At 54.0% G+C, this 23,462-nt stretch carries 18 protein-coding genes, 5 tRNA genes and 4 rRNA genes; 9 read left to right on the top strand and 18 right to left on the bottom strand.

What is annotated here, in order from left to right:
• Positions 1-24 precede the first annotated feature (24 nt).
• The 3 genes from puuE to E2F51_RS11685 are packed head-to-tail and all read right to left on the bottom strand — an operon-like array spanning position 25 to position 2,473.
• On the bottom strand, positions 25-984 hold the full coding sequence (gene puuE, locus E2F51_RS11695) for an allantoinase PuuE (protein WP_134823524.1): 960 nt from the start codon (positions 982-984) through the stop codon (positions 25-27).
• Between the two features lie 2 nt (positions 985-986).
• On the bottom strand, positions 987-1,757 hold the full coding sequence (gene hpxA, locus E2F51_RS11690) for an allantoin racemase (RefSeq protein WP_134823523.1): 771 nt from the start codon (positions 1,755-1,757) through the stop codon (positions 987-989).
• Positions 1,754-2,473, bottom strand: coding sequence for a GntR family transcriptional regulator (locus E2F51_RS11685; protein ID WP_134823522.1), 720 nt, complete (start codon positions 2,471-2,473; stop codon positions 1,754-1,756). The genes hpxA and E2F51_RS11685 overlap by 4 nt, the downstream gene beginning before the upstream one ends.
• 144 nt (positions 2,474-2,617) lie before the next feature.
• Between E2F51_RS11685 and E2F51_RS11680 the strand changes: the two genes are divergently transcribed.
• Positions 2,618-4,111: an NCS1 family nucleobase:cation symporter-1 gene (locus E2F51_RS11680; RefSeq protein ID WP_134823521.1), complete on the top strand. Its 1,494-nt coding sequence runs from the start codon at positions 2,618-2,620 to the stop codon at positions 4,109-4,111.
• A 79-nt stretch (positions 4,112-4,190) separates the two neighbouring features.
• Here the strand turns inward: E2F51_RS11680 and E2F51_RS11675 are convergent.
• Both E2F51_RS11675 and dnaQ read right to left on the bottom strand, forming a co-directional pair.
• Positions 4,191-4,267: transfer RNA gene (locus tag E2F51_RS11675), tRNA-Asp, on the bottom strand.
• A 133-nt stretch (positions 4,268-4,400) separates the two neighbouring features.
• Positions 4,401-5,135 carry a DNA polymerase III subunit epsilon gene (gene dnaQ, locus E2F51_RS11670; RefSeq protein WP_013200883.1) on the bottom strand — a complete coding sequence of 245 codons (735 nt, stop codon included), beginning with the start codon at positions 5,133-5,135 and terminating at the stop codon, positions 4,401-4,403.
• 51 nt (positions 5,136-5,186) lie between these two features.
• On the opposite strand from dnaQ, the gene rnhA reads away from it, so the two are divergent.
• Positions 5,187-5,654, top strand: a complete 468-nt coding sequence (rnhA, locus tag E2F51_RS11665) for a ribonuclease HI (protein ID WP_041691914.1) — start codon at positions 5,187-5,189, stop codon at positions 5,652-5,654.
• Here rnhA and E2F51_RS11660 read toward each other — a convergent pair.
• Positions 5,636-6,376: a methyltransferase domain-containing protein gene (locus E2F51_RS11660; protein WP_134823520.1), complete on the bottom strand. Its 741-nt coding sequence runs from the start codon at positions 6,374-6,376 to the stop codon at positions 5,636-5,638. The genes rnhA and E2F51_RS11660 overlap by 19 nt on opposite strands.
• Positions 6,377-6,420: 44 nt before the next feature.
• Between E2F51_RS11660 and gloB the strand changes: the two genes are divergently transcribed.
• From gloB to E2F51_RS11640, 4 genes are all read left to right on the top strand, one after another.
• Positions 6,421-7,176 carry a hydroxyacylglutathione hydrolase gene (gene gloB / locus E2F51_RS11655; protein WP_134824860.1) on the top strand — a complete coding sequence of 252 codons (756 nt, stop codon included), beginning with the start codon at positions 6,421-6,423 and terminating at the stop codon, positions 7,174-7,176.
• A gap of 70 nt (positions 7,177-7,246) precedes the next feature.
• Entirely contained in the window at positions 7,247-8,626 is a 1,380-nt protein-coding gene (gene mltD / locus E2F51_RS11650; RefSeq protein ID WP_013200880.1) for a murein transglycosylase D, read from the top strand.
• Between the two features lie 305 nt (positions 8,627-8,931).
• Positions 8,932-10,284 carry an MFS transporter gene (locus E2F51_RS11645; RefSeq protein WP_134823519.1) on the top strand — a complete coding sequence of 451 codons (1,353 nt, stop codon included), beginning with the start codon at positions 8,932-8,934 and terminating at the stop codon, positions 10,282-10,284.
• Position 10,285: 1 nt separating this feature from the next.
• Positions 10,286-10,981, top strand: coding sequence for a cyclase family protein (locus E2F51_RS11640; protein WP_134823518.1), 696 nt, complete (start codon positions 10,286-10,288; stop codon positions 10,979-10,981).
• Positions 10,982-11,006: 25 nt separating this feature from the next.
• Here the strand turns inward: E2F51_RS11640 and E2F51_RS11635 are convergent, their stop codons facing one another.
• Positions 11,007-11,771, bottom strand: coding sequence for a class I SAM-dependent methyltransferase (locus E2F51_RS11635; protein WP_134823517.1), 765 nt, complete (start codon positions 11,769-11,771; stop codon positions 11,007-11,009).
• A gap of 82 nt (positions 11,772-11,853) precedes the next feature.
• Positions 11,854-12,657, bottom strand: coding sequence for an endonuclease/exonuclease/phosphatase family protein (locus tag E2F51_RS11630; protein WP_134823516.1), 804 nt, complete (start codon positions 12,655-12,657; stop codon positions 11,854-11,856).
• Positions 12,658-12,899: 242 nt separating this feature from the next.
• Between E2F51_RS11630 and yafC the strand changes: the two genes are divergently transcribed.
• The gene (yafC, locus tag E2F51_RS11625; RefSeq protein WP_134823515.1) at positions 12,900-13,814 is read left to right on the top strand and encodes a DNA-binding transcriptional regulator YafC; all 915 of its coding nucleotides are present in this window, start codon (positions 12,900-12,902) and stop codon (positions 13,812-13,814) included.
• Between the two features lie 15 nt (positions 13,815-13,829).
• Here the strand turns inward: yafC and dkgB are convergent, their stop codons facing one another.
• The 10 genes from dkgB to gmhB form a co-directional block, all read right to left on the bottom strand.
• Positions 13,830-14,633, bottom strand: a complete 804-nt coding sequence (dkgB, locus tag E2F51_RS11620; RefSeq protein WP_134823514.1) for a 2,5-didehydrogluconate reductase DkgB — start codon at positions 14,631-14,633, stop codon at positions 13,830-13,832.
• A gap of 168 nt (positions 14,634-14,801) precedes the next feature.
• Positions 14,802-14,878 (bottom strand) — tRNA-Asp (locus E2F51_RS11615).
• Positions 14,879-14,978: 100 nt separating this feature from the next.
• Positions 14,979-15,094 (bottom strand): 5S ribosomal RNA (gene rrf / locus E2F51_RS11610).
• A gap of 31 nt (positions 15,095-15,125) precedes the next feature.
• A tRNA-Thr gene (locus E2F51_RS11605) sits at positions 15,126-15,201 on the bottom strand.
• Between the two features lie 84 nt (positions 15,202-15,285).
• Positions 15,286-15,401: ribosomal RNA gene (rrf, locus tag E2F51_RS11600) — 5S ribosomal RNA — on the bottom strand.
• A gap of 214 nt (positions 15,402-15,615) precedes the next feature.
• A 23S ribosomal RNA gene (locus E2F51_RS11595) occupies positions 15,616-18,523 on the bottom strand.
• Positions 18,524-18,725: 202 nt separating this feature from the next.
• Positions 18,726-18,801 (bottom strand) — tRNA-Ala (locus tag E2F51_RS11590).
• Positions 18,802-18,956: 155 nt separating this feature from the next.
• A tRNA-Ile gene (locus tag E2F51_RS11585) sits at positions 18,957-19,033 on the bottom strand.
• Positions 19,034-19,108: 75 nt separating this feature from the next.
• Positions 19,109-20,649 (bottom strand): 16S ribosomal RNA (locus tag E2F51_RS11580).
• The 16S, 23S and 5S rRNA genes sit together here with 4 tRNA genes alongside, the layout of an rRNA operon.
• Positions 20,650-21,039: 390 nt before the next feature.
• On the bottom strand, positions 21,040-21,600 hold the full coding sequence (gmhB, locus tag E2F51_RS11575) for a D-glycero-beta-D-manno-heptose 1,7-bisphosphate 7-phosphatase (protein ID WP_013200873.1): 561 nt from the start codon (positions 21,598-21,600) through the stop codon (positions 21,040-21,042).
• A gap of 179 nt (positions 21,601-21,779) precedes the next feature.
• Between gmhB and metN the strand changes: the two genes are divergently transcribed.
• Both metN and E2F51_RS11565 read left to right on the top strand, forming a co-directional pair.
• Complete coding sequence (gene metN, locus E2F51_RS11570; protein WP_134823513.1) at positions 21,780-22,811, top strand: methionine ABC transporter ATP-binding protein MetN; 1,032 nt, start codon at positions 21,780-21,782, stop codon at positions 22,809-22,811.
• Positions 22,804-23,457: a methionine ABC transporter permease MetI gene (locus E2F51_RS11565; RefSeq protein ID WP_013200871.1), complete on the top strand. Its 654-nt coding sequence runs from the start codon at positions 22,804-22,806 to the stop codon at positions 23,455-23,457. The genes metN and E2F51_RS11565 overlap by 8 nt, the downstream gene beginning before the upstream one ends.
• The last annotated feature ends 5 nt before the right edge of the window (positions 23,458-23,462 follow it).

The following is a 23,462-nucleotide window of genomic DNA, read 5'->3' as shown; positions in this document are numbered from 1 at the left end:
TTCTCAGGCCACCCGCTTGCAGACTCACTCCGTCGGCGCGGGATGGGTTTTGACCCAATGCTCGGCGATTTGCTGACGCGTACAAATCCACACGTTTTCGTGCTGCTGAATATGATCCAGGAAGCGCAACAAGGCCTTGAAGCGACCCGGACGGCCCAACAGGCGGCAGTGCATGCCAATCGACAGCATCTTCGGTGCGGTTTCGCCCTCTTCATACAGCACATCAAAGCTGTCTTTCAGATAGGTATAAAACTGCTCTGCGGTGTTGAAGCCCTGCGGCGTGGCGAAGCGCATATCGTTGGTTTCAAGCGTGTACGGGATGATCAGATGCGGCTCCACCGTGCCATCCTGACAGGTGACCTGCGTCCAGAACGGCAGGTCGTCGCCATAATAGTCGCTGTCGTAAGTGAATCCGCCCTGCTCAACCACCAGCCTGCGGGTGTTCGGGCTGTCGCGTCCGGTGTACCAGCCTGTCGGCGCTTTGCCAAACAGATCTTTTAAGGTATCCACCGCCTGCTGCATATGCTGACGTTCCGCTTTCGGGTCCATCGACTGGTAGTGGATCCAGCGCCAGCCGTGGCTGACCACGTCGTAATCGGCAGCCTTAATGGCATCAACAATCTCGGGATGACGCGCCAGCGCCATCGCCACGCCGAACACCGTTAGCGGCAGCCCGCGCTTCTGGAACTCATTATGGATGCGCCAGAAACCGGCACGGGAACCGTATTCATACAGCGAGTCCATCGACATATGACGCTCGGGATAGCTTGCCGCGCCGATAATATCGGACAGGAACTGTTCGGAACCCGCATCGCCATGCAGCACGTTGTTCTCTGCACCCTCTTCATAGTTCAGCACAAACTGCACGGCGATCCGCGCGTTGCCCGGCCAGGCCGCATGGGGTGGATTGCCCGCATAGCCACGCAGATCGCGTGGGTAGTTTTTGTTAAAGCTGTACTCTTTTTTCTCTACGGCATCATTCATGGTCAAAGTCCTTGTGTCGGGACGACATAATCCAGTTTAAGAGAGGCAAACTGACCCGACAGAGTTTTTCTTACAGGATAGTCCAGGTCACCGTGTTTACTGGTCGATAACCCCAGCGCCACCAGCGACTCCACCATTTTTACTGCGGCTCCCACGCCATCAATGACCGGGATACCCAGTTCCAGCGTTAACTCACGCGCCAGCGTGGCCATGCCACCACAGCCGAGCACAATGGCACCGCTGCCGTCTCGCTTCATCGCTTGTATACAGCCTTCGCGCACTTTCTCCTGCGCCAGACCGGTGCCATCTTCCAGTGCCAGCACCGGCAAATCGATGGCATGCAACGCGGCGCAATGCTGTTCAAAGCCATACTGCTGTAGCAAATGCCGTGCAATGATTAAGGTACGCGGCAAGGTGGTGACGATAGAGAAGCGGGTCGCCACCATCGTCGCCATATGCATCGCCGCTTCGGCAATACCAATCACCGGTCCCTGAGCCAGTTCGCGGGCGGCTAGCAGCCCCGGATCGCCAAAGCAGGCAATCACGTGCCCACTGACGCCCAACTCACGGCCCGCCTTGATCTGTTCCAGCACGCCGATGGCGGCGATAGCCTCGTCAAAATGCCCTTCGATAGACGGCACGCCCTGCGACGGGCACACCGCGAGGATCTCGGTTCCCGGCGCGGCCACGGCGCGTGCTGCGGCTCCGATTGTCGCGGTCATCGCCTGGCTGGTGTTCGGGTTAATCACCTGAACGATGTGCTTCACGCTCATGCTTTCGCTCCAAAGCCGGCAAACAGGCGGCCAAAGTCAGGCAGCTGCTCGCCGCTGCGTTCAAAGTGCAGACTGTCTACGATATGCGCGAAATGTTGCTGCATTGCGTCAGTCAGCGGTTGCAGCGCTTTTTGTCGCAACAGTTCAATCAGCCGATCGTGATCGTCACAGCGGCAGCCCTGCTGCCACGGCGCGCCATACGCCGCAATCACCAGCGACGATCGCTGCGTTAATCGCGTCACTATTTCGGTCAGCACCTGATTGCCTGAGATAGCCTGCAGCTGAATATGAAAAGCGGCGGAAAGGCGGATAGCGGCCGGGCCATCGTGCGCCTCGTGCGCCTGTTGTTCCTGGCGATTGAGTTTCTCCAGCGCCACCAGGTGCGTCGACTGGCAACGTGCGAGGATCGCCGGCAGATTGGCACATTCAAGTAAGGCACGGGTGCGGAAAATATCCTGAGCCTCTTCCACTGAGGGTGTCGCTACCTGTGCACCACGTTTGGGCGTCAGGATGATCATTTGCACCGCGGCGAGGCGCTGAAGCACTTTGCGGATCCCGGTGCGGCTGATGCCAAACACCTCCGCCAGCGCTTCTTCCGGCAGCTTACTGCCCGGTGGCAGCTGGTGCTCCACAATGGCCGACATCAACGCCTGATAGATCGGCTCGTCCTTGTCGTTCAGGTCAGAGGCCGTTTTCAGGCCGTTTTCACTCTTCATTACCCACTCCGGTAAACATCAGTTCCGTAAAGAATCGTACACATGAATCTCAAGTTTTGTATACAAAAAAACGATTCTGGCCTGATTCCTGCAATGTCTTCCTAAACCGATTTGCGTTTAGTGACCTATACAGGAGCAGGTTTCATGCCAAATAGTCAGAATGTCAGCCAGGCGTCGGCGGTTGAAGCCCACGCAAACTACAGCCCACGGCTGTGTAACAAAGACCTGGCGCCTACTCGCGACCAGAACTGGAGCTGGTACAACATCTTTTCTTTCTGGATGTCGGATGTACACAGTATGGGTGGCTATGTGGTCGCCGCGAGCTTCTTTACGCTCGGGCTGGCAAGCTGGCAGGTGCTGCTTTGCCTGCTGGTCGGCATCTGCATCGTGCAGATTTGTGCCAACCTGGTCGCCAAACCGAGCCAGATGGCCGGCGTGCCCTATGCGGTGATTTGTCGTCAGGCCTTTGGCGTGTTTGGTGCCAATATCCCGGCGGTGATCCGCGGACTGATTGCGTTTGCCTGGTACGGCATCCAGACCTATCTCGCCGCCAATGCGCTCATGCTGGTGTCGCTGAAATTCTGGCCGTCGCTGGCCGCCATGACGCACGCGTCCTGGCTGGGTCTGTCTCAGCTGGGCTGGATTTGCTTCGGCATTATGTGGCTGGCGCAGGCCATGGTGTTCTGGCACGGCATGAGCGCCATTAAGCGCTTTATCGATATTGCCGGTCCGGCGGTGTATGTGGTGATGGTGGCGCTGGCCGGTGGGATTGTGTACAAGACGGGCTTTGACGGTATTTCGCTGACGCTGGCCAGCAAGCAGCTCACCGGAGGCCAGCAGGTCTGGGAAATGATTACCGCGACCGCGCTGGTGGTCTCCTACTTCTCTGGCCCACTGCTGAACTTCGGTGACTTCTCGCGCTATGGTAAGAGCATGAATGAAATCCGTCGCGGCAACCGCTGGGGCTTACCGTTCAACTTCCTGCTGTTTTCCGTGGTGACGGTGGTGATTGTTTCCGGTACTCAGTCGCTGTTCGGCCATATGATCACCGATCCGATTGAAACGGTGAGCCGCGTCGGCAACGATCTGGCGGTCGCCATTGGTCTGCTGACGATGATCACCGCCACGATCGGCATCAATATCGTCGCGAACTTTGTTTCCCCGGCGTTCGACTTCTCCAACTGTTCACCGCAGAAAATCAGCTTCCGCACCGGCGGCATGATCGCGGCGGTCGGTTCCGTGCTGTTAACGCCGTGGAACCTGTTCCAGTCCCCTGAGCTGATCCCCTACACGCTGGACGTACTGGGTGCCTTTATTGGGCCGCTGTTCGGTATCCTGCTGTGCGACTTCTATCTGATCAAACGCAGCCAGATTTCCGTGAAGGATCTGTTTGATGACACGCCTCAGGGCCAGTACTGGTATCGCGGGGGATTCAACCCGAAAGCCATCGTCGCCCTCGTCCCGTCGGTGTTGATTGGGTTGGTGATCAGCTTTATTCCTTCGCTGCATGACGTGGCAAACTTTAGCTGGTTTATTGGCGTGGCGTTGGCTGGCGGGTTCTATCGCTGGATTGCGCGTGAGGATCGGGTGGTCAGCAGCCAGGGTTATGGTGGTAAGGTTGCGGTAGAGAAGCGTTAATAAAGGAGGGGACGGCGTTTTACCGTCTCCAGAAACGACAAAAGCCTGATTCATTGCTGAATCAGGCTTTCTGAATACTTGGCGGAACGGACGGGGCTCGAACCCGCGACCCCCTGCGTGACAGGCAGGTATTCTAACCAACTGAACTACCGCTCCACCGATGTTCCCCGTCGGGAACGGGGCGAATATTACGGCCAGCCCTTCCCCCCGTCAACGCTTTTTATCGGGGTTTTCAACCGACTGCCTGTTTTTTCGCCTTTTCGCTGATTTAATCCGTGATTTTCAGCACTTATGCGCGCCAGAGGCAGCTTCCGCCCTTCTTCATCACCAGATCCAGCCGCTCTTCGTGGGCCATGTTTTCCGCCTCACTCGCCGATAACACCACCAGCCCCGAGGCCGGACGCGTAATGCGATGAATGGTGTCGCCGTTGCTTTGCTGCTGCTGATCGCCTTCCATCGAGAACTTCAGCAGCGTCTGGCCACCGGTCATCGCCAGGAACACTTCCGCCAGAATTTCGGAGTCCAGCAGTGCGCCGTGCAGGGTTCGCTTGGTGTTATCTATTTCGTAGCGTGAGCAGAGCGCATCAAGGCTGTTACGCTTACCGGGAAACATTTTGCGCGCCATCGCCAGGCTGTCGGTAATGCGGCAGAAGGTTTCGGTCTTCGGAATATTGCGCCCAAGCTTGGCAAACTCGTAGTCCATAAAGCCGATATCAAACGACGCGTTATGGATCACCAGCTCGGCGCCATCGATGTATTCGAGGAAGCCGTCGGCGATGTCGGCAAAGGTGGGTTTGTCGGCGAGGAACTCATCGGCAATACCGTGAACGCCAAAAGCTTCCGGATCCACCAGCCGATCGGGCTTCAGATAAACATGGTAGTTATTGCCGGTCAGACGGCGGTTTATGACCTCAACGGCACCGATTTCAATGATGCGATGCCCTTCATAGTGCACCCCAATCATGTTCATACCGGTGGTTTCAGTATCGAGTACGATCTGACGCGTTGTATTTACTGTGCTCATAGGACCCGTTTATGTCAGACTTGGCGTTTTTCAGCAGGGAGTCTACCAGAGATGACTAAGCAGGTAGAAATTTTCACCGACGGTTCTTGCCTTGGCAACCCCGGACCGGGCGGTTATGGCGCTATCTTACGCTATGGTAAGCACGAAAAAACCTTCAGCGAAGGCTATTTTTTAACCACCAATAATCGCATGGAGTTGATGGCTGCTATCGTCGCGCTGGAAGCCTTAACGCAGAAGTGTGAAGTGGTGCTCAGCACCGACAGCCAGTATGTTCGCCAGGGCATCACCAGCTGGATCCATAACTGGAAAAAACGCGGCTGGAAAACCACCGATAAGAAACCGGTCAAGAATGTCGATCTGTGGAAGCGGCTGGACAGCGCCCTGAGCCACCATGAGATCAAATGGGAATGGGTTAAAGGTCATGCGGGACACGTCGAGAACGAACAGTGTGACGAGTTAGCCCGCGCGGCCGCAGGCAACCCGACCCAGCAAGACGTGGGCTACACGTCAGAATCCTGATGTCCCTGCCGCGAGCGAAACTGGCTGGTTGCGCCAACCGCCGAGGTGATCCTTCTTTTCGCCGCGGCCCGTTTGGCCGGATTCATGATCAGTGGGAAGGTGCGCTTACGCGCGACAATGATGCTCAGGCAGCCCAGCGCCGGAAAATGCGTGCTGATGACCTTGCCGCCCTGCCGGTTCCACGGCACGACCTGGAACCGCGTCCGCTGAACCACTTCGTAATTCAACAGGCTTAGCCAGTCCATTAACCTCATCTGCGTAAACATCCGACTGTTCCACGGCACGCGCTTGTGGATGCCCGGGATCAGTTTGCCGATCCCCAGCACGCTAAATGGGTTAAAGCCGCTGATAATGATCCAGCCATCGTCGATCAATACCCGATCCCCTTCCCGCAGAATGCGGTGCGGATCGCTGCTCCAGGCCAGACAATGTGCCAGCAGGCAGGCATCAACGGATTTCGATTCAAACGGCAGGCTCATCGGATCCGCCTTGACCTGCAGCCCTTCGCCGCTTAATCCCACGTTAACCTGATGAGAGATGGCGCAGCTTTCGGTGTCGATTTCGGCGCTAAGATGGCCCACCTTTAACAGATGAAAACCGTAGAGTTTGGCGAGGCAAGGCTGGAGATGCTTGTTGAGGGCATCACGATAAAACTCTCCCCATGGGATCTCTGCCCACGAGTCTGGCACCTGACGAATTTGGCGTGTTTTAGCGGGCTTCATGCTTTACCATTCTCTTTCCATTTCAGCCAATAAAAGAGGCGATGATGAATCTTACCAGCATTCCGGCACTTCAGGACAACTACATCTGGACATTAAATAATGAACAGGGCCAGTGCCTGATCGTTGACCCAGGCGAAGCGGCGCCGGTGCTCTCCGTTCTGGCAAAAAACCAGTGGCAGCCCGTGGCGATCTTGCTTACTCATCATCATCACGATCATGTTGGCGGCGTGAAAGAATTGCTGGAGAAATATCCGGGAATGACGGTCTATGGACCGAATGAAACCGCCGATAAAGGGGCGACATCGATCGTCAGTGAAGGGGATAGAATTACCGTGCTGGATACCGAATTCAGCGTGATCTACACACCCGGTCACACTTTAGGACACATCTCATATTTCAGTCACCCTTACCTTTTCTGCGGCGATACGATGTTCTCTGGTGGTTGCGGTCGATTATTCGAAGGCACGCCGGAACAAATGTTTGAATCATTTCAGAAACTTAACGAGCTACCCGCCGATACACTGATATGTTGCGCGCATGAGTATACTTTATCGAATTTAACCTTTGCGCATGCCGTTTTACCGCAGGATGCGAAGATAGAGAGCTATTACCGTGAAATTAAGGAGTTACGCGCGAAAAACGGCGTTTCCGTGCCGACAAAGCTGGAATTAGAGCGACAAATTAATGTTTTTTTAAGAACGCAAGAACCTGATTTACAAAGACTTATAGGGTATGAAACATCTCCACAACATGAGTGGCAAGTATTTGCAACTCTACGCGAGAAGAAAGACCGTTTTTGATTTTTCGGGTTGTGTTGCTATGGGCGAGCAAGTATAGTTGCTCGTCTTTTAAGCGAAGAATGACACACACATGAAGGCTAAAGCGATATTACTCGCCTCGGTCTTGCTGGTGGGTTGCCAGGCGTCAAAGCATGACACCAACATCCCGGAACAGCATGCACAGAGTTTGTCTTCGGCAGGTCAGAATGAAGCAGAGCAGGACACAGATCGGTTGTTATCCCCGCGTTGGCAGGATGATGGAACCCGCGTTACGCAGGATAAAGATTTGTGGAATCTCATCAGTACCGAGCTGAAGATGAAGGTTCCGGATAATGCCCGGATACGCGAACAAAAACAGAAATACTTAAGCAACAAGAGCTATCTCCACGATGTAACATTACGGGCAGAGCCGTATATGTACTGGATTGTCGAGCAGATTAAAGAACGTAAAATGCCGATGGAACTGGTACTACTACCCATAGTGGAGAGCGCTTTTGACCCCCATGCGACCTCAGCCGCCAATGCCGCAGGCATCTGGCAGATTGTACCGCAGACGGGGCGAAACTACGGTCTGAAGCAGAGCCAGTGGTATGACGGACGCCGCGATGTTGTGGCTTCCACCAAGGTTGCGCTGGACATGATGGAACGTCTGAACAAGATGTTTGACGGTGACTGGTTACTGACCATCGCCGCCTATAACAGCGGTGAAGGACGCGTCATGAAAGCGGTAAAAGCCAACAAAGCCCGAGGGAAACCGACGGACTTCTGGCATTTATCTCTGCCACGCGAAACCACGGTCTACGTGCCAAAAATGTTGGCTTTGGGAGATATCCTGAAGAACAACAAGCGTTACGGTTTACGTCTGCCGGCGCCTAACGAAACCCGTGCTCTGGCACGTGTCGATGTGGGCCAACAGATTGAACTGACGCAGGCGGCAGAAATGTCGGGCATGTCACTGAGCAAGCTGAAAAGTTTTAACGCGGGCTACAAACGCGGCACTACGGCACCGAAAGGTGGACCTCAGTACATCATGGTACCGAAGTCGAACGTAGCGCAGCTGCGTAACTCGCTGGCAACAGGCGATATTGCTGCCGTGCAGCCAACAGCGTTGGCGAATAACACGACAGCCGGTTCTTACAAGGTGCGCAATGGCGATACCCTGTCAGGAATTGCTAAACGTCTGAACGTCTCGGTGAAAGACCTGCAGCGCGCAAATAACCTGCGTGGCGCAAGTATCAAACCAGGGCAGACCCTGAGCACGGGCGGTAGCGGCAACGCCACCAAACTGGCCGATAATGGCAACAGCATCACCTATAAAGTTCGTAAAGGTGATTCTCTGGCCAGCATTGCTAAAGGGCACGGTGTTGAGATTAAAGATGTGATGCGCTGGAACACCAGTGGCTCACAGAACATCCAGCCAGGCGACAAGCTGACGCTGTTTGTAAGCAACACCAGTACGCCAGACAGTTAAGACTGAGACCGATAAAAAGCCAATCTGCGGATTGGCTTTTTTTATGCCCTGAATTTCCCCTTACTCCCCTTCACTCCACGTTGTGATCGCCTCGCGGCTTCACGCATCCTTGCTGGTACAACTGTGATCAAGATCCAGTAACCGTCAATCAGCGCTTGTATGGTAGTAATCTCAGTGTCTATGTTATCAACTTGTTTATTTTTTGTTCTACTATTTTCGGCATACATAACAAGAAACAGCGTAAAACAGGGCGCGGACCGTTTACTGACGGCCGCAGACAACGATGACATTGAAAGGCACCAGATATGACACTCCCTTCTTCTGAACTGGCTGAACATCAAACGACTCAGGATAGCCCTGCCGCTGGCGCGCAGGCACCCCGGCGTGGGCTTTTACGCTTCCTGCCGAGAGCTCACCCGCTTTCCTGGGGGATGCTGGTGATCACCACGCTGGCGATCCTGATGAATTCCATCGACAGGATTATTCTGCCGACCCTGCTGCCGGCGATCATGAAATCCTTCAACCTGACCGAAGTGCAGGCTGGCTGGCTCAACTCGTTAAGTTTTGTCGGCACCTTAACCGGCGCCGTGCTTTTCGGGCTGTTCTCGGATTGGGTCGGCACCGGTCACAAGCGCTGTTACAGCTGGTGTGTCGCGGTGTTGGTAGAGATTGTCTCGGGTGTCGCTACGGCATTTTGCAAGTCTCTCGGGGCGTTTCAGGCGCTGAGAGTGGCGATGGGGATGGGCACCGGCGGCTCAGAACCGATTAACGTCGCGCTGCTGGGCGAATGGTGGCAGAAAGAGAACCGTGGATTTGCTATCGGCGTGCACCATACCGGCTTCCCGCTGGGACAGTTTATCGGCCCAATCCTGATCGCTGCCATTCTGGCTTTTGCTACCTGGCGCGAAGCCTTTCTGTTTATCCCGCTGATTGGTCTGGTGATCCTGATTGCCCAGCTGATTATCGGCACCCGCAAAAATCATCAGAAAGTGAATGACTGGATTGTTGAAAACAAACTGACGCCGCCGGTCACCGAATCTCTGCAAAAAACGGTAGAGAACGCCTCTCTCTGGTCCAACGCGGTCTCCTGCCTGAAAAACCGCAACTGCCAGCTGGCAATCCTGCTGATTTTTGGCTTTACCTGGGCCGAGATGGGCATTGCTAACTTCCTGACGTTGCAACTGACCCGCGAAGTGGGACTGGACCTTTCCACCGCAGCGATTATTTCGGGTGCCTCTGGCTTAACCGGATGGATTGGCCAGATCCTGTGGGGCAGCTTCTCAGACGTTAAAGGACGCAAACGCTCGCTGACTTTTATTATTGCTGGCTGGATCCTGGCGGCGGCACTGTGCATGTTTATCCACTCTGCCGCGCTGGGTTGGGCGATCCTGATTTTCTGGGGGCTGTTCCGCAACTCTCCCTATCCCGTTGCCTACGCTTTACTGATTGACTCCTCGCCGCGTGCCGCCGCATCCAGCATGGGACTGATGATTGGCCTGGCCGTCGGCATTGCCGGCATTCTGGTTGCGCCCGTTAGCGGCTGGATCATTCACAGTTATGGCTTCACCGTTCACTATCTGGTGATTGTCGGCGTGCTGCTGCTCTCCTGCGCCCCACTGTGGTTTATCAAAGAAACCGTCAACCTGAATAAGGCCTGATATGACTCACGATCTGCTTAGCGTATTGCGTCAACACCGCCTCATCGAGCTGAACCACCAGTATGAGGAATTCATGCCCGTCTGGCCGACCCACGGCAAGTTTTTCTGTAGCCGCGCGGAGGATTATGCTGCCGGAGACGGCAACTATAACTGCCAGCTAAGCCTGGGAGATCACTGCGGTACGCACGTTGATGCGCCGGTGCATTTTATTGAGGGTGGCAAGACGATTGAACAGGTGGACGTGCAGCAACTAACGGGACGCGGACGCTGCCTGGATATGTCCCATCTGGCGGAAAACGCCGATATCACCCGCGAGATGATCGCCTCATGGGAGGCAGAGCATGGCGAGATTCTGGCTCAGGATATTGTGATTTTTCGCACCGGTTATGATGAGAAATGGCGTTGCCGTCCGCATCAGGCGGCGTTTTTGCAGAACTGGCCAGGACTGTCAGGAGAAGGCGCGCAATATCTGATAGATAAAGGCGTGACGGTGTTCGGGACGGATGCGATGTCGCTCGATCGCTACAGTAATGAAGCGCATCCCGCACACCTTGCCGTGTTGGGTGCCGATTGCCTGATTATTGAGAATCTGGCGAATCTGCGAAGCCTGCCGACGGCCTTTATCTTTATGGCGTTACCGCTACGAATTAAGGGCGCTTCCGCCTCGCCGATTCGGGCCGTGGCACTGGTTGAGTAACAGCCCCTTGCGGGGCCGTTTTGATTCAGGGCTTAAACGCCTCGATAAAGATCACGTCAGTACTGAAGCTGCCATCCGGCTGTTGAGCATAGTAGCGCTGCACTTCTTCAGAAGCAGACTGCTGATAAGCCCGGATGGCATCTGCCATCACCTTCGGCGTGCGCATGCGCTCAATCCAGCTGCTGAACTCCAAATCCAGACGGTCATGGCTGACGGCCGTGATTGCCAGCCCGGCTTCCGTGAACATCGTCAGCCATTCTCCAGGATTGTAATCGCGGACGTGGGACGTATCGCGCAGCGCCTCAACGGTCTGTAACCAGATATCCAGCACGGCATTGCCCGGCGCGTTCACATCCATAAAGATCACTTTACCGCCTGGCTTCAGGATGCGCTTCACTTCGCGCAGTGCCCGCCCGACATCATGCCAGTGGTGGGCTGAATAACGGCTGATAACGATATCAAAGGATCCGTCGGCAAAAGGCAGGTATTCCGCATAGCCCTGCACCGTCGACAGATGCTCATAGCCACGCTCTTTCGCCGCTTCAGCCACCACCGCCAGCATTTTCGCCGAGAGATCGTATGCCACCACGCTCTTAACATGCTGAGCCGCAACATAGCTGGCGTGCCCACCACCACACCCCAAATCGAGTAAATGCGCATCCTTTTCCGCAAACAGACGTTCACCCAGACGCTCTAAGTCGCGGCCGCTGGCGTGCACGGCACTGCTCAGATAGGCGCTTGCCTGGTCACCAAACTGTTTGTCGACGTTATCATGATGATGTGTAGCCATATCTCTGTGTTCCTTACTGATTTTTTGGAGTTATGGGCAGAACGTGAGGTCGACCTGCCCGTGACGGCAGGCCAAACATTCCCTAGAGAAGCGCAGGCTTGCCGGGATGGAATTCGACGAGTAGGGGATTGTGATCGGAGGCGCGGGTAACCAGCACGGAGGCTTCAGCCACGCCAAGACCGCGGTAAAACACAAAATCTAACGGACGACCAAAGGCTTTGCGTCGGTGATCGTCGGTAAAGCGCACTTCTTCCAGCCCCATATCGCGGGCGAAGGTATATAACGCATTGATGCGCTGACGGCTCCAGGCGTTAAAGTCACCGGCCATAATCACCGGGCCGCGATGATGAATTATCTGCTCGCCAATCGGCCCCAGCTGTTTGCTGTAAACATCAATCCCCAGACTGAAGTTAACGGCATGGATGTTCACGACCATCAGCATCTGATCGTCAGGCAAGGCATAGGCCGTCACCAGAGCAGATTTAGACAGCCTTAACAAAGGCTCGCGTTCGCGTAACGGGCAGCAATAGACGGGATGGGCGGAAGCCAGCGTCATCACCCCAGACGGATGCTGAGGCAGAGCAAAGGCCGGAACCTGATCGGCGGCCAGATAGTTGGAGGTGGCGAACCGCACCAGCTCCGGCGTGGTTTGCGCTTCCTGTAACAGCACCAGGTGCGCTTCCTTACCAAAATTCTGCAGGACGGAGAGCCAGTCCGCACGCTGCTGTTTGAAGATGTTCCACACCAGCACCCGCAGCGTGGACTCCGTCGTCAGCGGCGTTCCCGGCGGCAAGGCTTTGCCAACGTGCAGCATGGCACCGGGCGGAAAAATGCGTTCCGCTGGCTGTCCCGCTACATATCTCATGGCATACGTCTTTCTTCGCACTCTACCGCCTGGCCTTAGTTACTGCTGAATGAATCATTGTGTCATTCAGTTATAGGGGCTTTGGTAGTGAGTTTCAATCGGATCAGACTAATAACTGCTGTTAGTCGGTAAACAAATGATAACAAGGGCCGAGCGTTATCCGGCTTGCTTGCGGTAACGGTTTCCATAGCGCTCGGGATCCGCACATGATTAAATATCAAAATAATTCAAAGTCTCAGCAGAATTTTGCTCAAGGAGCAATAATGAAGGCCAATTCAGAAGAACTGGCAATCTTTGTCGCCGTGGTCGAGAGCGGCAGTTTTAGCCGGGCAGCAGAGCAGCTGGACATGGCTAACTCTGCCGTCAGTCGGGCAGTCAAAAAGCTGGAAACCAAGTTGGGTGTGGAGTTACTGACCCGAACCACAAGACAGGTCAATCTCACTCAGGAAGGCGAAGTCTATTTTCGCCGGGTCCAGTCGGTGCTACAGGAGATGGCTGCGGCTGAAAACGAGCTGATGGAAAGCCGACAGATACCGCAAGGACTGTTGCGGATCGATGCGGCCACGCCGGTCGTGCTGCATCTGCTGATGCCGATGATCAAGCCTTACCGGGAGCGCTATCCGGAAGTCACGCTTTCGCTGGTGTCTTCTGAGACCTTTATTAATTTGATTGAGCGGAAGGTGGATATCGCCATCCGGGCAGGTAACCTGACTGACTCCAGTCTGCGGGCTCGCCCTCTTTTTACCAGCTACCGTAAAATTGTTGCCAGTCCCGGCTACTTGCAGCAGCACGGTATCCCGCACTCTTGTCAGGATCTCGCCGGGCATGTCTGCATGGGATTTGTCGAACCTCTGAGTCTGAACCGCTGGCCGATAGCAAAAGCCGACGGGCAGCTTTACGACATCACGGCGGATCCCACCTCTAACAGTGGCGAAACCATCAAGCAACTCTGCCTGAGCGGCAACGGCATTGCCTGCCTGTCAGACTTTATGATTGACCGTGAGATCCGCGAGGGAACCCTGGTGGAATTACTGGCTGATAAGATCCTGCCCATCGAAATGCCGTTTAACGCGGTGTATTACAGTGACCGGGCGGTGAGTACGCGCATCCGTTCATTTATCGATTTTCTCGATGAGTGGGTGAAAGCAGCGCTCCCAGGGACACGGGAAGCGCCGTAAAGCCAGAGTGAAGATTTAATCCCAGTCTGGTGCCAGACCTTCAGGGCTGACCAGACGTTCAGCACGATCCAGTTTGGCGATCTTCGCCCGATCCTCTGCATCCAGCTTCAGATCCCTTGCTGCCATGTTGCTTTGCAGATTCGCACGTTGAGTGGAGGAAGGGATCACCGCATACCCTTCCTGCATAGCCCATGCCAGCACTACCTGAGCGGCTGTCGCCTGATGCTTAGCGGCAATCTCAATGATCACCGGTTCCTGCAAGGCTTTACCATATGCCAGCGTCATATAGGAGGTGATAGGGATCCCCTTCTCACGGGCGAAATCCACCACCTTGCGGTTCTGCAGGAAAGGATGGAGTTCGATTTGGTTGGTAGCAATCTGCTCAACCCCGACCGCATCAATCGCCTGCTGCATCAGCCCTGTGGTGAAATTGGAGATACCAATTTGGCGAGTCAGGCCAGCTTCTTTCGCCGCAACCAGCGCCTTCATGGTTTCCGCGACCGTTACCGCGGCAGCTGGCGATGGCCAGTGAATCAAGGTCAGATCGACGTAATCAGTGCGTAACTTGCTCAGGCTCTCTTTCAGGCTGGGGATCAAGGCGTCGGCACTGAGGTTTTCTACCCAAATCTTGGTAGTGATAAACAGCTGGTCGCGCGCCACACCGCTTTCTGCGATCGCCTTCCCTACTGCAGCTTCGTTACCATAAATCTGGGCGGTATCTATGGCGCGATAGCCGAGATCCAGCGCATTTTTCACTGAAGCGATTACCACGTCATCTTGCAGGCGGAAGGTGCCCAAACCGAAGGCTGGAAGTGTCATAAATCCTCTTTTGTTGCTGTTGTTGGTTAAGTTGCGAGGAGTATGACAGAGGAATTATTGACGAAAAAGCCGCTAACAATCACAACACTTTTGCCCTGTGAGCAATAATAGCCAAATGACAGACACAAAAAAGCCCTGAGTCTTATGACTCAGGGCTTCATGTTTAAGTGGCGGAACGGACGGGGCTCGAACCCGCGACCCCCTGCGTGACAGGCAGGTATTCTAACCAACTGAACTACCGCTCCACCGATTCTGTACTGAATTCAGAATGTTGCTTCTGATATCAGGTGTTTCACCCTTTCCGTGTCACTGGAAAGGTCATGACCATAAATGGTCTGAATTGATGCCTGGCAGTTCCCTACTCTCGCATGGGGAGACCCCACACTACCATCGGCGCTACGGCGTTTCACTTCTGAGTTCGGCATGGGGTCAGGTGGGACCACCGCGCTAAAGCCGCCAGGCAAATCTGTTACCGATTTATCGGTTAATTACTGGTGCTGATACCCAGAGTCGAACTGGGGACCTCACCCTTACCAAGGGTGCGCTCTACCAACTGAGCCATATCAGCACGCTTATTTCTTGCAATAAGCGGGTTACTCACGCTTATTTCTTGCAATAAGCGGGTTACTCACGCTTATTGGTCTAAATTGATGCCTGGCAGTTCCCTACTCTCGCATGGGGAGACCCCACACTACCATCGGCGCTACGGCGTTTCACTTCTGAGTTCGGCATGGGGTCAGGTGGGACCACCGCGCTAAAGCCGCCAGGCAAATTCTTGTGCCCGAAACGAATATTTTACGCTGCTGCTTCGTTGGCCGCGCTTGTAAACTCAGTCACATACTTCAGTATGCTCCTTCCTTCACGGCGCTTGCCGCCTTGCTTCAGCAAAAAATCTTTCGTTTCCGCTAATTCTTTAATCCGGTTCAAGCTGAAAATCTCTGTTGTGTCTCTCAGACACCCACCAGAACGCTTCTGGTGTTGTAAGGTTAAGCCTCACGGGTCATTAGTACCGGTTAGCTCAACGCATCGCTGCGCTTACACACCCGGCCTATCAACGTCGTAGTCTTCAACGTCCCTTCAGGGGCCTTAAAGGCCCAGGGAAGATTCATCTCGAGGCAAGTTTCGCGCTTAGATGCTTTCAGCGCTTATCTTTTCCGCACTTAGCTACCGGGCAATGCCATTGGCATGACAACCCGAACACCAGTGGTGCGTTCACTCCGGTCCTCTCGTACTAGGAGCAACCCCTCTCAATCTTCCAGCGCCCACGGCAGATAGGGACCGAACTGTCTCACGACGTTCTAAACCCAGCTCGCGTACCACTTTAAACGGCGAACAGCCGTACCCTTGGGACCTACTTCAGCCCCAGGATGTGATGAGCCGACATCGAGGTGCCAAACACCGCCGTCGATATGAACTCTTGGGCGGTATCAGCCTGTTATCCCCGGAGTACCTTTTATCCGTTGAGCGATGGCCCTTCCATTCAGAACCACCGGATCACTATGACCTGCTTTCGCACCTGCTCGAGCCGTCACTCTCGCAGTCAAGCTAGCTTATGCCATTGCACTAACCTCACGATGTCCGACCGTGATTAGCTAACCTTCGTGCTCCTCCGTTACTCTTTAGGAGGAGACCGCCCCAGTCAAACTACCCACCAGACACTGTCCCCACGCCGGATTACGGCGCCAGGTTAGAACATCAAACGTTAAAGGGTGGTATTTCAAGGTTGGCTCCACGCAGACTGGCGTCCACGCTTCAAAGCCTCCCACCTATCCTACACATCAAGGTTCAATATTCAGTGTCAAGCTATAGTAAAGGTTCACGGGGTCTTTCCGTCTTGCCGCGGGTACACTGCATCTTCACAGCGAGTTCAATTTCACTGAGTCTCGGGTGGAGACAGCCTGGCCATCATTACGCCATTCGTGCAGGTCGGAACTTACCCGACAAGGAATTTCGCTACCTTAGGACCGTTATAGTTACGGCCGCCGTTTACCGGGGCTTCGATCAAGAGCTTCTCCTTGCGGATAACCCCATCAATTAACCTTCCGGCACCGGGCAGGCGTCACACCGTATACGTCCACTTTCGTGTTTGCACAGTGCTGTGTTTTTAATAAACAGTTGCAGCCAGCTGGTATCTTCGACTGGCTTCAGCTCCGGGAGCAAGTCCCTTCACCTACGCGCCAGCGTGCCTTCTCCCGAAGTTACGGCACCATTTTGCCTAGTTCCTTCACCCGAGTTCTCTCAAGCGCCTTGGTATTCTCTACCTGACCACCTGTGTCGGTTTGGGGTACGATTCCGTGTTACCTGATGCTTAGAGGCTTTTCCTGGAAGCAGGGCATTTGTTACTTCAGCACCGTAGTGCCTCGTCATCACACCTCAGCGTTAAAAAGAGTCCGGATTTACCTAAACTCTCCGCCTACATGCTTAAACCGGGACAACCGTCGCCCGGCTAACATAGCCTTCTCCGTCCCCCCTTCGCAGTAACACCGAGTACAGGAATATTAACCTGTTTCCCATCGACTACGCCTTTCGGCCTCGCCTTAGGGGTCGACTCACCCTGCCCCGATTAACGTTGGACAGGAACCCTTGGTCTTCCGGCGAGCGGGCTTTTCACCCGCTTTATCGTTACTTATGTCAGCATTCGCACTTCTGATACCTCCAGCAGACCTCACAGTCCACCTTCGACGGCTTACAGAACGCTCCCCTACCCAACAACGCCTAAGCGTCGCTGCCGCAGCTTCGGTGCATGGTTTAGCCCCGTTACATCTTCCGCGCAGGCCGACTCGACCAGTGAGCTATTACGCTTTCTTTAAATGATGGCTGCTTCTAAGCCAACATCCTGGCTGTCTGTGCCTTCCCACATCGTTTCCCACTTAACCATGACTTTGGGACCTTAGCTGGCGGTCTGGGTTGTTTCCCTCTTCACGACGGACGTTAGCACCCGCCGTGTGTCTCCCGTGATAACATTCTTCGGTATTCGCAGTTTGCATCGGGTTGGTAAGCCGGGATGGCCCCCTAGCCGAAACAGTGCTCTACCCCCGAAGATGAGTTCACGAGGCGCTACCTAAATAGCTTTCGGGGAGAACCAGCTATCTCCCGGTTTGATTGGCCTTTCACCCCCAGCCACAAGTCATCCGCTAATTTTTCAACATTAGTCGGTTCGGTCCTCCAGTTAGTGTTACCCAACCTTCAACCTGCCCATGGCTAGATCACCGGGTTTCGGGTCTATACCCTGCAACTTAACGCCCAGTTAAGACTCGGTTTCCCTTCGGCTCCCCTATACGGTTAACCTTGCTACAGAATATAAGTCGCTGACCCATTATACAAAAGGTACGCAGTCACACCACGAAGGTGCTCCCACTGCTTGTACGTACACGGTTTCAGGTTCTGTTTCACTCCCCTCGCCGGGGTTCTTTTCGCCTTTCCCTCACGGTACTGGTTCACTATCGGTCAGTCAGGAGTATTTAGCCTTGGAGGATGGTCCCCCCATATTCAGACAGGATGTCACGTGTCCCGCCCTACTCATCGAACTCACAGCAAGTGCATTTTTGTGTACGGGAGTATCACCCTGTACCCTGCGACTTTCCAGACGCTTCCACTAATGCACAAACTGATTCAGGTTCTGGGCTGTTCCCCGTTCGCTCGCCGCTACTGGGGGAATCTCGGTTGATTTCTTTTCCTCTGGGTACTTAGATGTTTCAGTTCCCCAGGTTCGCCTTGCAACACTATGTATTCATGTTGCAATGATGCACCAAAGTGCACCGGGTTTCCCCATTCGGGTATCGTCGGTTATTACGGTTCATATCACCTTACCGACGCTTATCGCAGATTAGCACGCCCTTCATCGCCTCTGACTGCCTAGGCATCCACCGTGTACGCTTAGTCACTTAACCTCACAACCCACAAGCGTCCCGAAAGACACATTGCTGTTGTAAGCATTTGAGAGACTCGAACATATCGTTAATTTCATTCTTATTACGGAGAATGAAAACGACATGTCGTTTCAATTTTCAGCTTGTTCCGGATTGTTAAAGAGCATAATACTTCGCAGCACACCGTTGCCGGTACGCTCTGAAGTATTGTCAGAAAACTGCATGGTGGAGCTAAGCGGGATCGAACCGCTGACCTCCTGCGTGCAAGGCAGGCGCTCTCCCAGCTGAGCTATAGCCCCATACAGTTACTGCAGAGACCATCTACTACCACTCAACGTGAGTTCATCAGCCACCGTGAGGTGACAAATGTTAATTTTTGCTCAGGCAAGGCATGTTTTCGCGCCGCATAGTTCACTATGCAAGCCGGAAACATAACGCAGCATGAGTGAAAATTTGGTAGGCCTGAGTGGACTTGAACCACCGACCTCACCCTTATCAGGGGTGCGCTCTAACCACCTGAGCTACAAGCCTGTAGAGGTTTTTTCTGCTCGTTACTTTTCTATCAGACAATCTGTTGTGGACACTACGCGGGAAAGTATCTTCAGGTAAGGAGGTGATCCAACCGCAGGTTCCCCTACGGTTACCTTGTTACGACTTCACCCCAGTCATGAATCACAAAGTGGTAAGCGCCCTCCCGAAGGTTAAGCTACCTACTTCTTTTGCAACCCACTCCCATGGTGTGACGGGCGGTGTGTACAAGGCCCGGGAACGTATTCACCGTAGCATTCTGATCTACGATTACTAGCGATTCCGACTTCACGGAGTCGAGTTGCAGACTCCGATCCGGACTACGACGCACTTTGTGAGGTCCGCTTGCTCTCGCGAGTTCGCTTCTCTTTGTATGCGCCATTGTAGCACGTGTGTAGCCCTGGCCGTAAGGGCCATGATGACTTGACGTCATCCCCACCTTCCTCCGGTTTGTCACCGGCAGTCTCCTTTGAGTTCCCGACATTACTCGCTGGCAACAAAGGATAAGGGTTGCGCTCGTTGCGGGACTTAACCCAACATTTCACAACACGAGCTGACGACAGCCATGCAGCACCTGTCTCACGGTTCCCGAAGGCACTAAGGCATCTCTGCCGAATTCCGTGGATGTCAAGGCCAGGTAAGGTTCTTCGCGTTGCATCGAATTAAACCACATGCTCCACCGCTTGTGCGGGCCCCCGTCAATTCATTTGAGTTTTAACCTTGCGGCCGTACTCCCCAGGCGGTCGACTTAACGCGTTAGCTCCGGAAGCCACGCCTCAAGGGCACAACCTCCAAGTCGACATCGTTTACGGCGTGGACTACCAGGGTATCTAATCCTGTTTGCTCCCCACGCTTTCGCACCTGAGCGTCAGTCTTTGTCCAGGGGGCCGCCTTCGCCACCGGTATTCCTCCAGATCTCTACGCATTTCACCGCTACACCTGGAATTCTACCCCCCTCTACAAGACTCTAGCCTGCCAGTTTCAAATGCAGTTCCCAGGTTAAGCCCGGGGATTTCACATCTGACTTGACAGACCGCCTGCGTGCGCTTTACGCCCAGTAATTCCGATTAACGCTTGCACCCTCCGTATTACCGCGGCTGCTGGCACGGAGTTAGCCGGTGCTTCTTCTGCGGGTAACGTCAATCGACAAGGTTATTAACCTTATCGCCTTCCTCCCCGCTGAAAGTACTTTACAACCCGAAGGCCTTCTTCATACACGCGGCATGGCTGCATCAGGCTTGCGCCCATTGTGCAATATTCCCCACTGCTGCCTCCCGTAGGAGTCTGGACCGTGTCTCAGTTCCAGTGTGGCTGGTCATCCTCTCAGACCAGCTAGGGATCGTCGCCTAGGTGAGCCATTACCCCACCTACTAGCTAATCCCATCTGGGCACATCCGATGGTGTGAGGCCCGAAGGTCCCCCACTTTGGTCCGAAGACGTTATGCGGTATTAGCTACCGTTTCCAGTAGTTATCCCCCTCCATCAGGCAGTTTCCCAGACATTACTCACCCGTCCGCCACTCGTCACCCGAGAGCAAGCTCTCTGTGCTACCGTTCGACTTGCATGTGTTAGGCCTGCCGCCAGCGTTCAATCTGAGCCATGATCAAACTCTTCAATTAAAAGTTCGATTTGCTGAAACAAGTTCAGCGGTGCTCAAGTGTAAAACGTCATAATGAATTTCATTATGTGTTCACTCTTAAGGCTTGATATTTTTTTGCGCCTTGCGGCGCTGATATCAATCCTGCGAGTGCCCACACAGATTGTCTGATAAATTGTTAAAGAGCGTTGCGGTAAGTGCCTTGGCGCCTTACTGCGAGGTGGCGTATATTACGCTTTCCTCTTTCAGAGTCAACCCCTTAAATCAGGATTTTTCTCTTCATCTTTCAGCACACTGAGCGTTTGCTCGTTGCCGTTCGATGGAGGCGCATTATAGGGATACGCCGCGGGAAGGCAAGCGTAAATCTGAACTTTTTTACCGTTCGATGAAACTTCACTCAGAACGCTGCTTTTTAGCCCTGTTTGATGCGTGCAGGCAGGTCTGCAAGGCTATTAATCACCCAGTCAGCTGCTTTTTCACCCTCTTCGGTAATCGGCTTGCCGCTACGAACTAATACCTTTATTCCTACACCGGCGGCTTTACCTGCCAGCATGTCATCAATTTTGTCGCCAACCATATAAGAAGCGGCCATATCGATGTTCAGTTCTTTCTGCGCGGATAACAGCATGCCGGGTTCTGGCTTACGGCAATCACACTGCTGGCGATACTCTTCTATTACACCTTCCGGATGATGCGGGCAGAAATAGATGCCATCCAGGTCAACGTCACGATCGGCGAGCGACCAGTCCATCCATTCAGTGAGCTGCATAAAGGTGTCTTCGGAAAAGATGCCGCGCGCAATACCGGACTGGTTCGTCACCATTACCAACGCGTAACCCATCTTCTTCAGTTCCTGCATGGCCTCAATGGCACCGTCTATAAACTGAAAGTTGTCGATCTCATGGACGTAGCCATGATCCTCATTCATCGTGCCATCACGATCGAGAAATATGGCGGGGACTTTGTCTGTCACGTAGAAACTCCTGCTACTAAAGTTGCCGTAGAGTATCGCATGATTGCGCTAACGGTGAGAATGGCAGATTGAATGACTTTGATTGATTTAGACGTCTGGATGCCTTAACATCCACTCGCATTTCGCCCAAGGGCGATGCACTCAATACACGCCACGGATAACTGCACTACGATAATAAAATGATAAAACTTAACTCTATCACCAAAGTGTTCCAGCAGGGCACACGCACCATTACAGCGCTGTCTGATGTCAGCCTGCACGTGCCGGCCGGACAAATTTATGGCGTTATTGGCGCATCGGGCGCAGGGAAAAGTACCCTGATCCGCTGCGTGAATCTGCTTGAACGCCCAACGTCCGGCATTGTGCTGGTCGACGGTCAGGACCTAACCGGCCTTTCTGAAACTCAGCTGACCCAGGCCCGTCGCCAGATTGGCATGATCTTCCAGCACTTCAACCTGATGAACTCCCGTACCGTTGCAGGGAACGTTGCCCTGCCGCTGGAGTTAGGCAAGCTTTCCCGCAGCGAAATCAACGCCCGCGTAAAAGAGCTGCTGGAGCTGGTTGGCCTGGCGGACAAACACGATTCCTGGCCGGCTAACCTGTCTGGCGGGCAGAAGCAGCGCGTGGCGATTGCCCGTGCGCTGGCTACCAATCCGAAGGTTCTGTTGTGTGATGAAGCCACCAGCGCACTGGACCCGGCAACCACGCGTTCAATCCTCGAATTGTTGAAGGACATTAACCGGCGTCTGGGGATCACCATTTTGCTGATCACCCATGAGATGGATGTCGTGAAGCGCATCTGCGATCAGGTTGCGGTGATCAGTAACGGTGAACTGATTGAGCAGGACACGGTAAGTGAAGTGTTCTCTCATCCGAAGACGCCGCTGGCCCAACAATTTATCCAGTCGACGCTGCATCTGGATATCCCGGAAGACTACAGCGCCCGTCTGTCCGCAGACAACACTCCTGAGAGCGTGCCTTTATTACGCCTGGAATTCACCGGTCAGTCTGTCGATGCGCCACTGCTGTCCGAGTCGGCCCGCCGCTTCAACGTGAATAACAATATTATCAGTGCCCAGATGGATTACGCCGGTGGTGTGAAGTTTGGCATCATGCTGACCGAAATGCATGGCACCGAAGCCGATACTCAGGCGGCTATTACGTTCCTGAAAGAGCATCATGTAAAGGTAGAGGTATTAGGTTATGTCTGAAGCGATGATTATGCTTCTTTGCCGGGGCGTCTGGGAGACGCTGGTCATGACGTTTGTCTCTGGCTTCTTCGGTTTTGTTATTGGCCTGCCGCTTGGCGTTCTTTTATATGTCACTCGCCCAGGTCAGATTATTGAAAGCCGTTCACTGTATCGCTCACTGTCAGCGCTGGTGAATATCTTCCGTGCGATACCCTTCATTATCCTGCTGGTGTGGATGATCCCGTTCACCCGAATGATTGTCGGCACCTCTATTGGCCTGCAGGCGGCGATTGTGCCACTGACGATTGGCGCGGCACCCTTTATTGCCCGTATGGTTGAGAACACGCTGCTGGAACTGCCTACCGGCTTGATCGAGGCTTCCCGCGCGATGGGCGCCACGCCGTTCCAGATCGTGAAGAAAGTTCTGCTACCTGAAGCACTGCCCGGCTTAATTAATGCCGCTACCATTACGCTGATTACTCTGGTTGGCTATTCCGCAATGGGCGGTGCCGTTGGCGCCGGCGGTCTGGGCCAGATTGGTATTCAGTACGGTTATATCGGCTATAACGCTACGGTGATGAACACGGTATTAGTGTTGTTAGTTGTTCTTGTGTATTTGATTCAGTTCTGTGGCGACCGCATTGCACGTGTAGTCACCCATAAATAACCAAC

This window comes from Erwinia sp. QL-Z3, from assembly GCF_004551645.1.
In the GTDB taxonomy this organism is placed as follows: Bacteria; Pseudomonadota; Gammaproteobacteria; order Enterobacterales; family Enterobacteriaceae; genus Erwinia; species Erwinia billingiae.
Note: the sequence above shows the minus strand (reverse complement) of the source record. Positions and strands in the feature narration are given on the sequence as shown.

Excerpts from the sequence above, each read along its gene's own strand:
- puuE (WP_134823524.1), bottom strand. The coding sequence starts at position 984 with ATGAATGATGCCGTAGAGAAAAAAGAGTACAGCTTTAACAAAAACTAC.
- hpxA (WP_134823523.1), bottom strand. The coding sequence starts at position 1,757 with ATGAGCGTGAAGCACATCGTTCAGGTGATTAACCCGAACACCAGCCAG.
- E2F51_RS11685 (WP_134823522.1), bottom strand. The coding sequence starts at position 2,473 with ATGAAGAGTGAAAACGGCCTGAAAACGGCCTCTGACCTGAACGACAAG.
- E2F51_RS11680 (WP_134823521.1), top strand. The coding sequence starts at position 2,618 with ATGCCAAATAGTCAGAATGTCAGCCAGGCGTCGGCGGTTGAAGCCCAC.
- dnaQ (WP_013200883.1), bottom strand. The coding sequence starts at position 5,135 with ATGAGCACAGTAAATACAACGCGTCAGATCGTACTCGATACTGAAACC.
- rnhA (WP_041691914.1), top strand. The coding sequence starts at position 5,187 with ATGACTAAGCAGGTAGAAATTTTCACCGACGGTTCTTGCCTTGGCAAC.
- E2F51_RS11660 (WP_134823520.1), bottom strand. The coding sequence starts at position 6,376 with ATGAAGCCCGCTAAAACACGCCAAATTCGTCAGGTGCCAGACTCGTGG.
- gloB (WP_134824860.1), top strand. The coding sequence starts at position 6,421 with ATGAATCTTACCAGCATTCCGGCACTTCAGGACAACTACATCTGGACA.
- mltD (WP_013200880.1), top strand. The coding sequence starts at position 7,247 with ATGAAGGCTAAAGCGATATTACTCGCCTCGGTCTTGCTGGTGGGTTGC.
- E2F51_RS11645 (WP_134823519.1), top strand. The coding sequence starts at position 8,932 with ATGACACTCCCTTCTTCTGAACTGGCTGAACATCAAACGACTCAGGAT.
- E2F51_RS11640 (WP_134823518.1), top strand. The coding sequence starts at position 10,286 with ATGACTCACGATCTGCTTAGCGTATTGCGTCAACACCGCCTCATCGAG.
- E2F51_RS11635 (WP_134823517.1), bottom strand. The coding sequence starts at position 11,771 with ATGGCTACACATCATCATGATAACGTCGACAAACAGTTTGGTGACCAG.
- yafC (WP_134823515.1), top strand. The coding sequence starts at position 12,900 with ATGAAGGCCAATTCAGAAGAACTGGCAATCTTTGTCGCCGTGGTCGAG.
- dkgB (WP_134823514.1), bottom strand. The coding sequence starts at position 14,633 with ATGACACTTCCAGCCTTCGGTTTGGGCACCTTCCGCCTGCAAGATGAC.
- metN (WP_134823513.1), top strand. The coding sequence starts at position 21,780 with ATGATAAAACTTAACTCTATCACCAAAGTGTTCCAGCAGGGCACACGC.
- E2F51_RS11565 (WP_013200871.1), top strand. The coding sequence starts at position 22,804 with ATGTCTGAAGCGATGATTATGCTTCTTTGCCGGGGCGTCTGGGAGACG.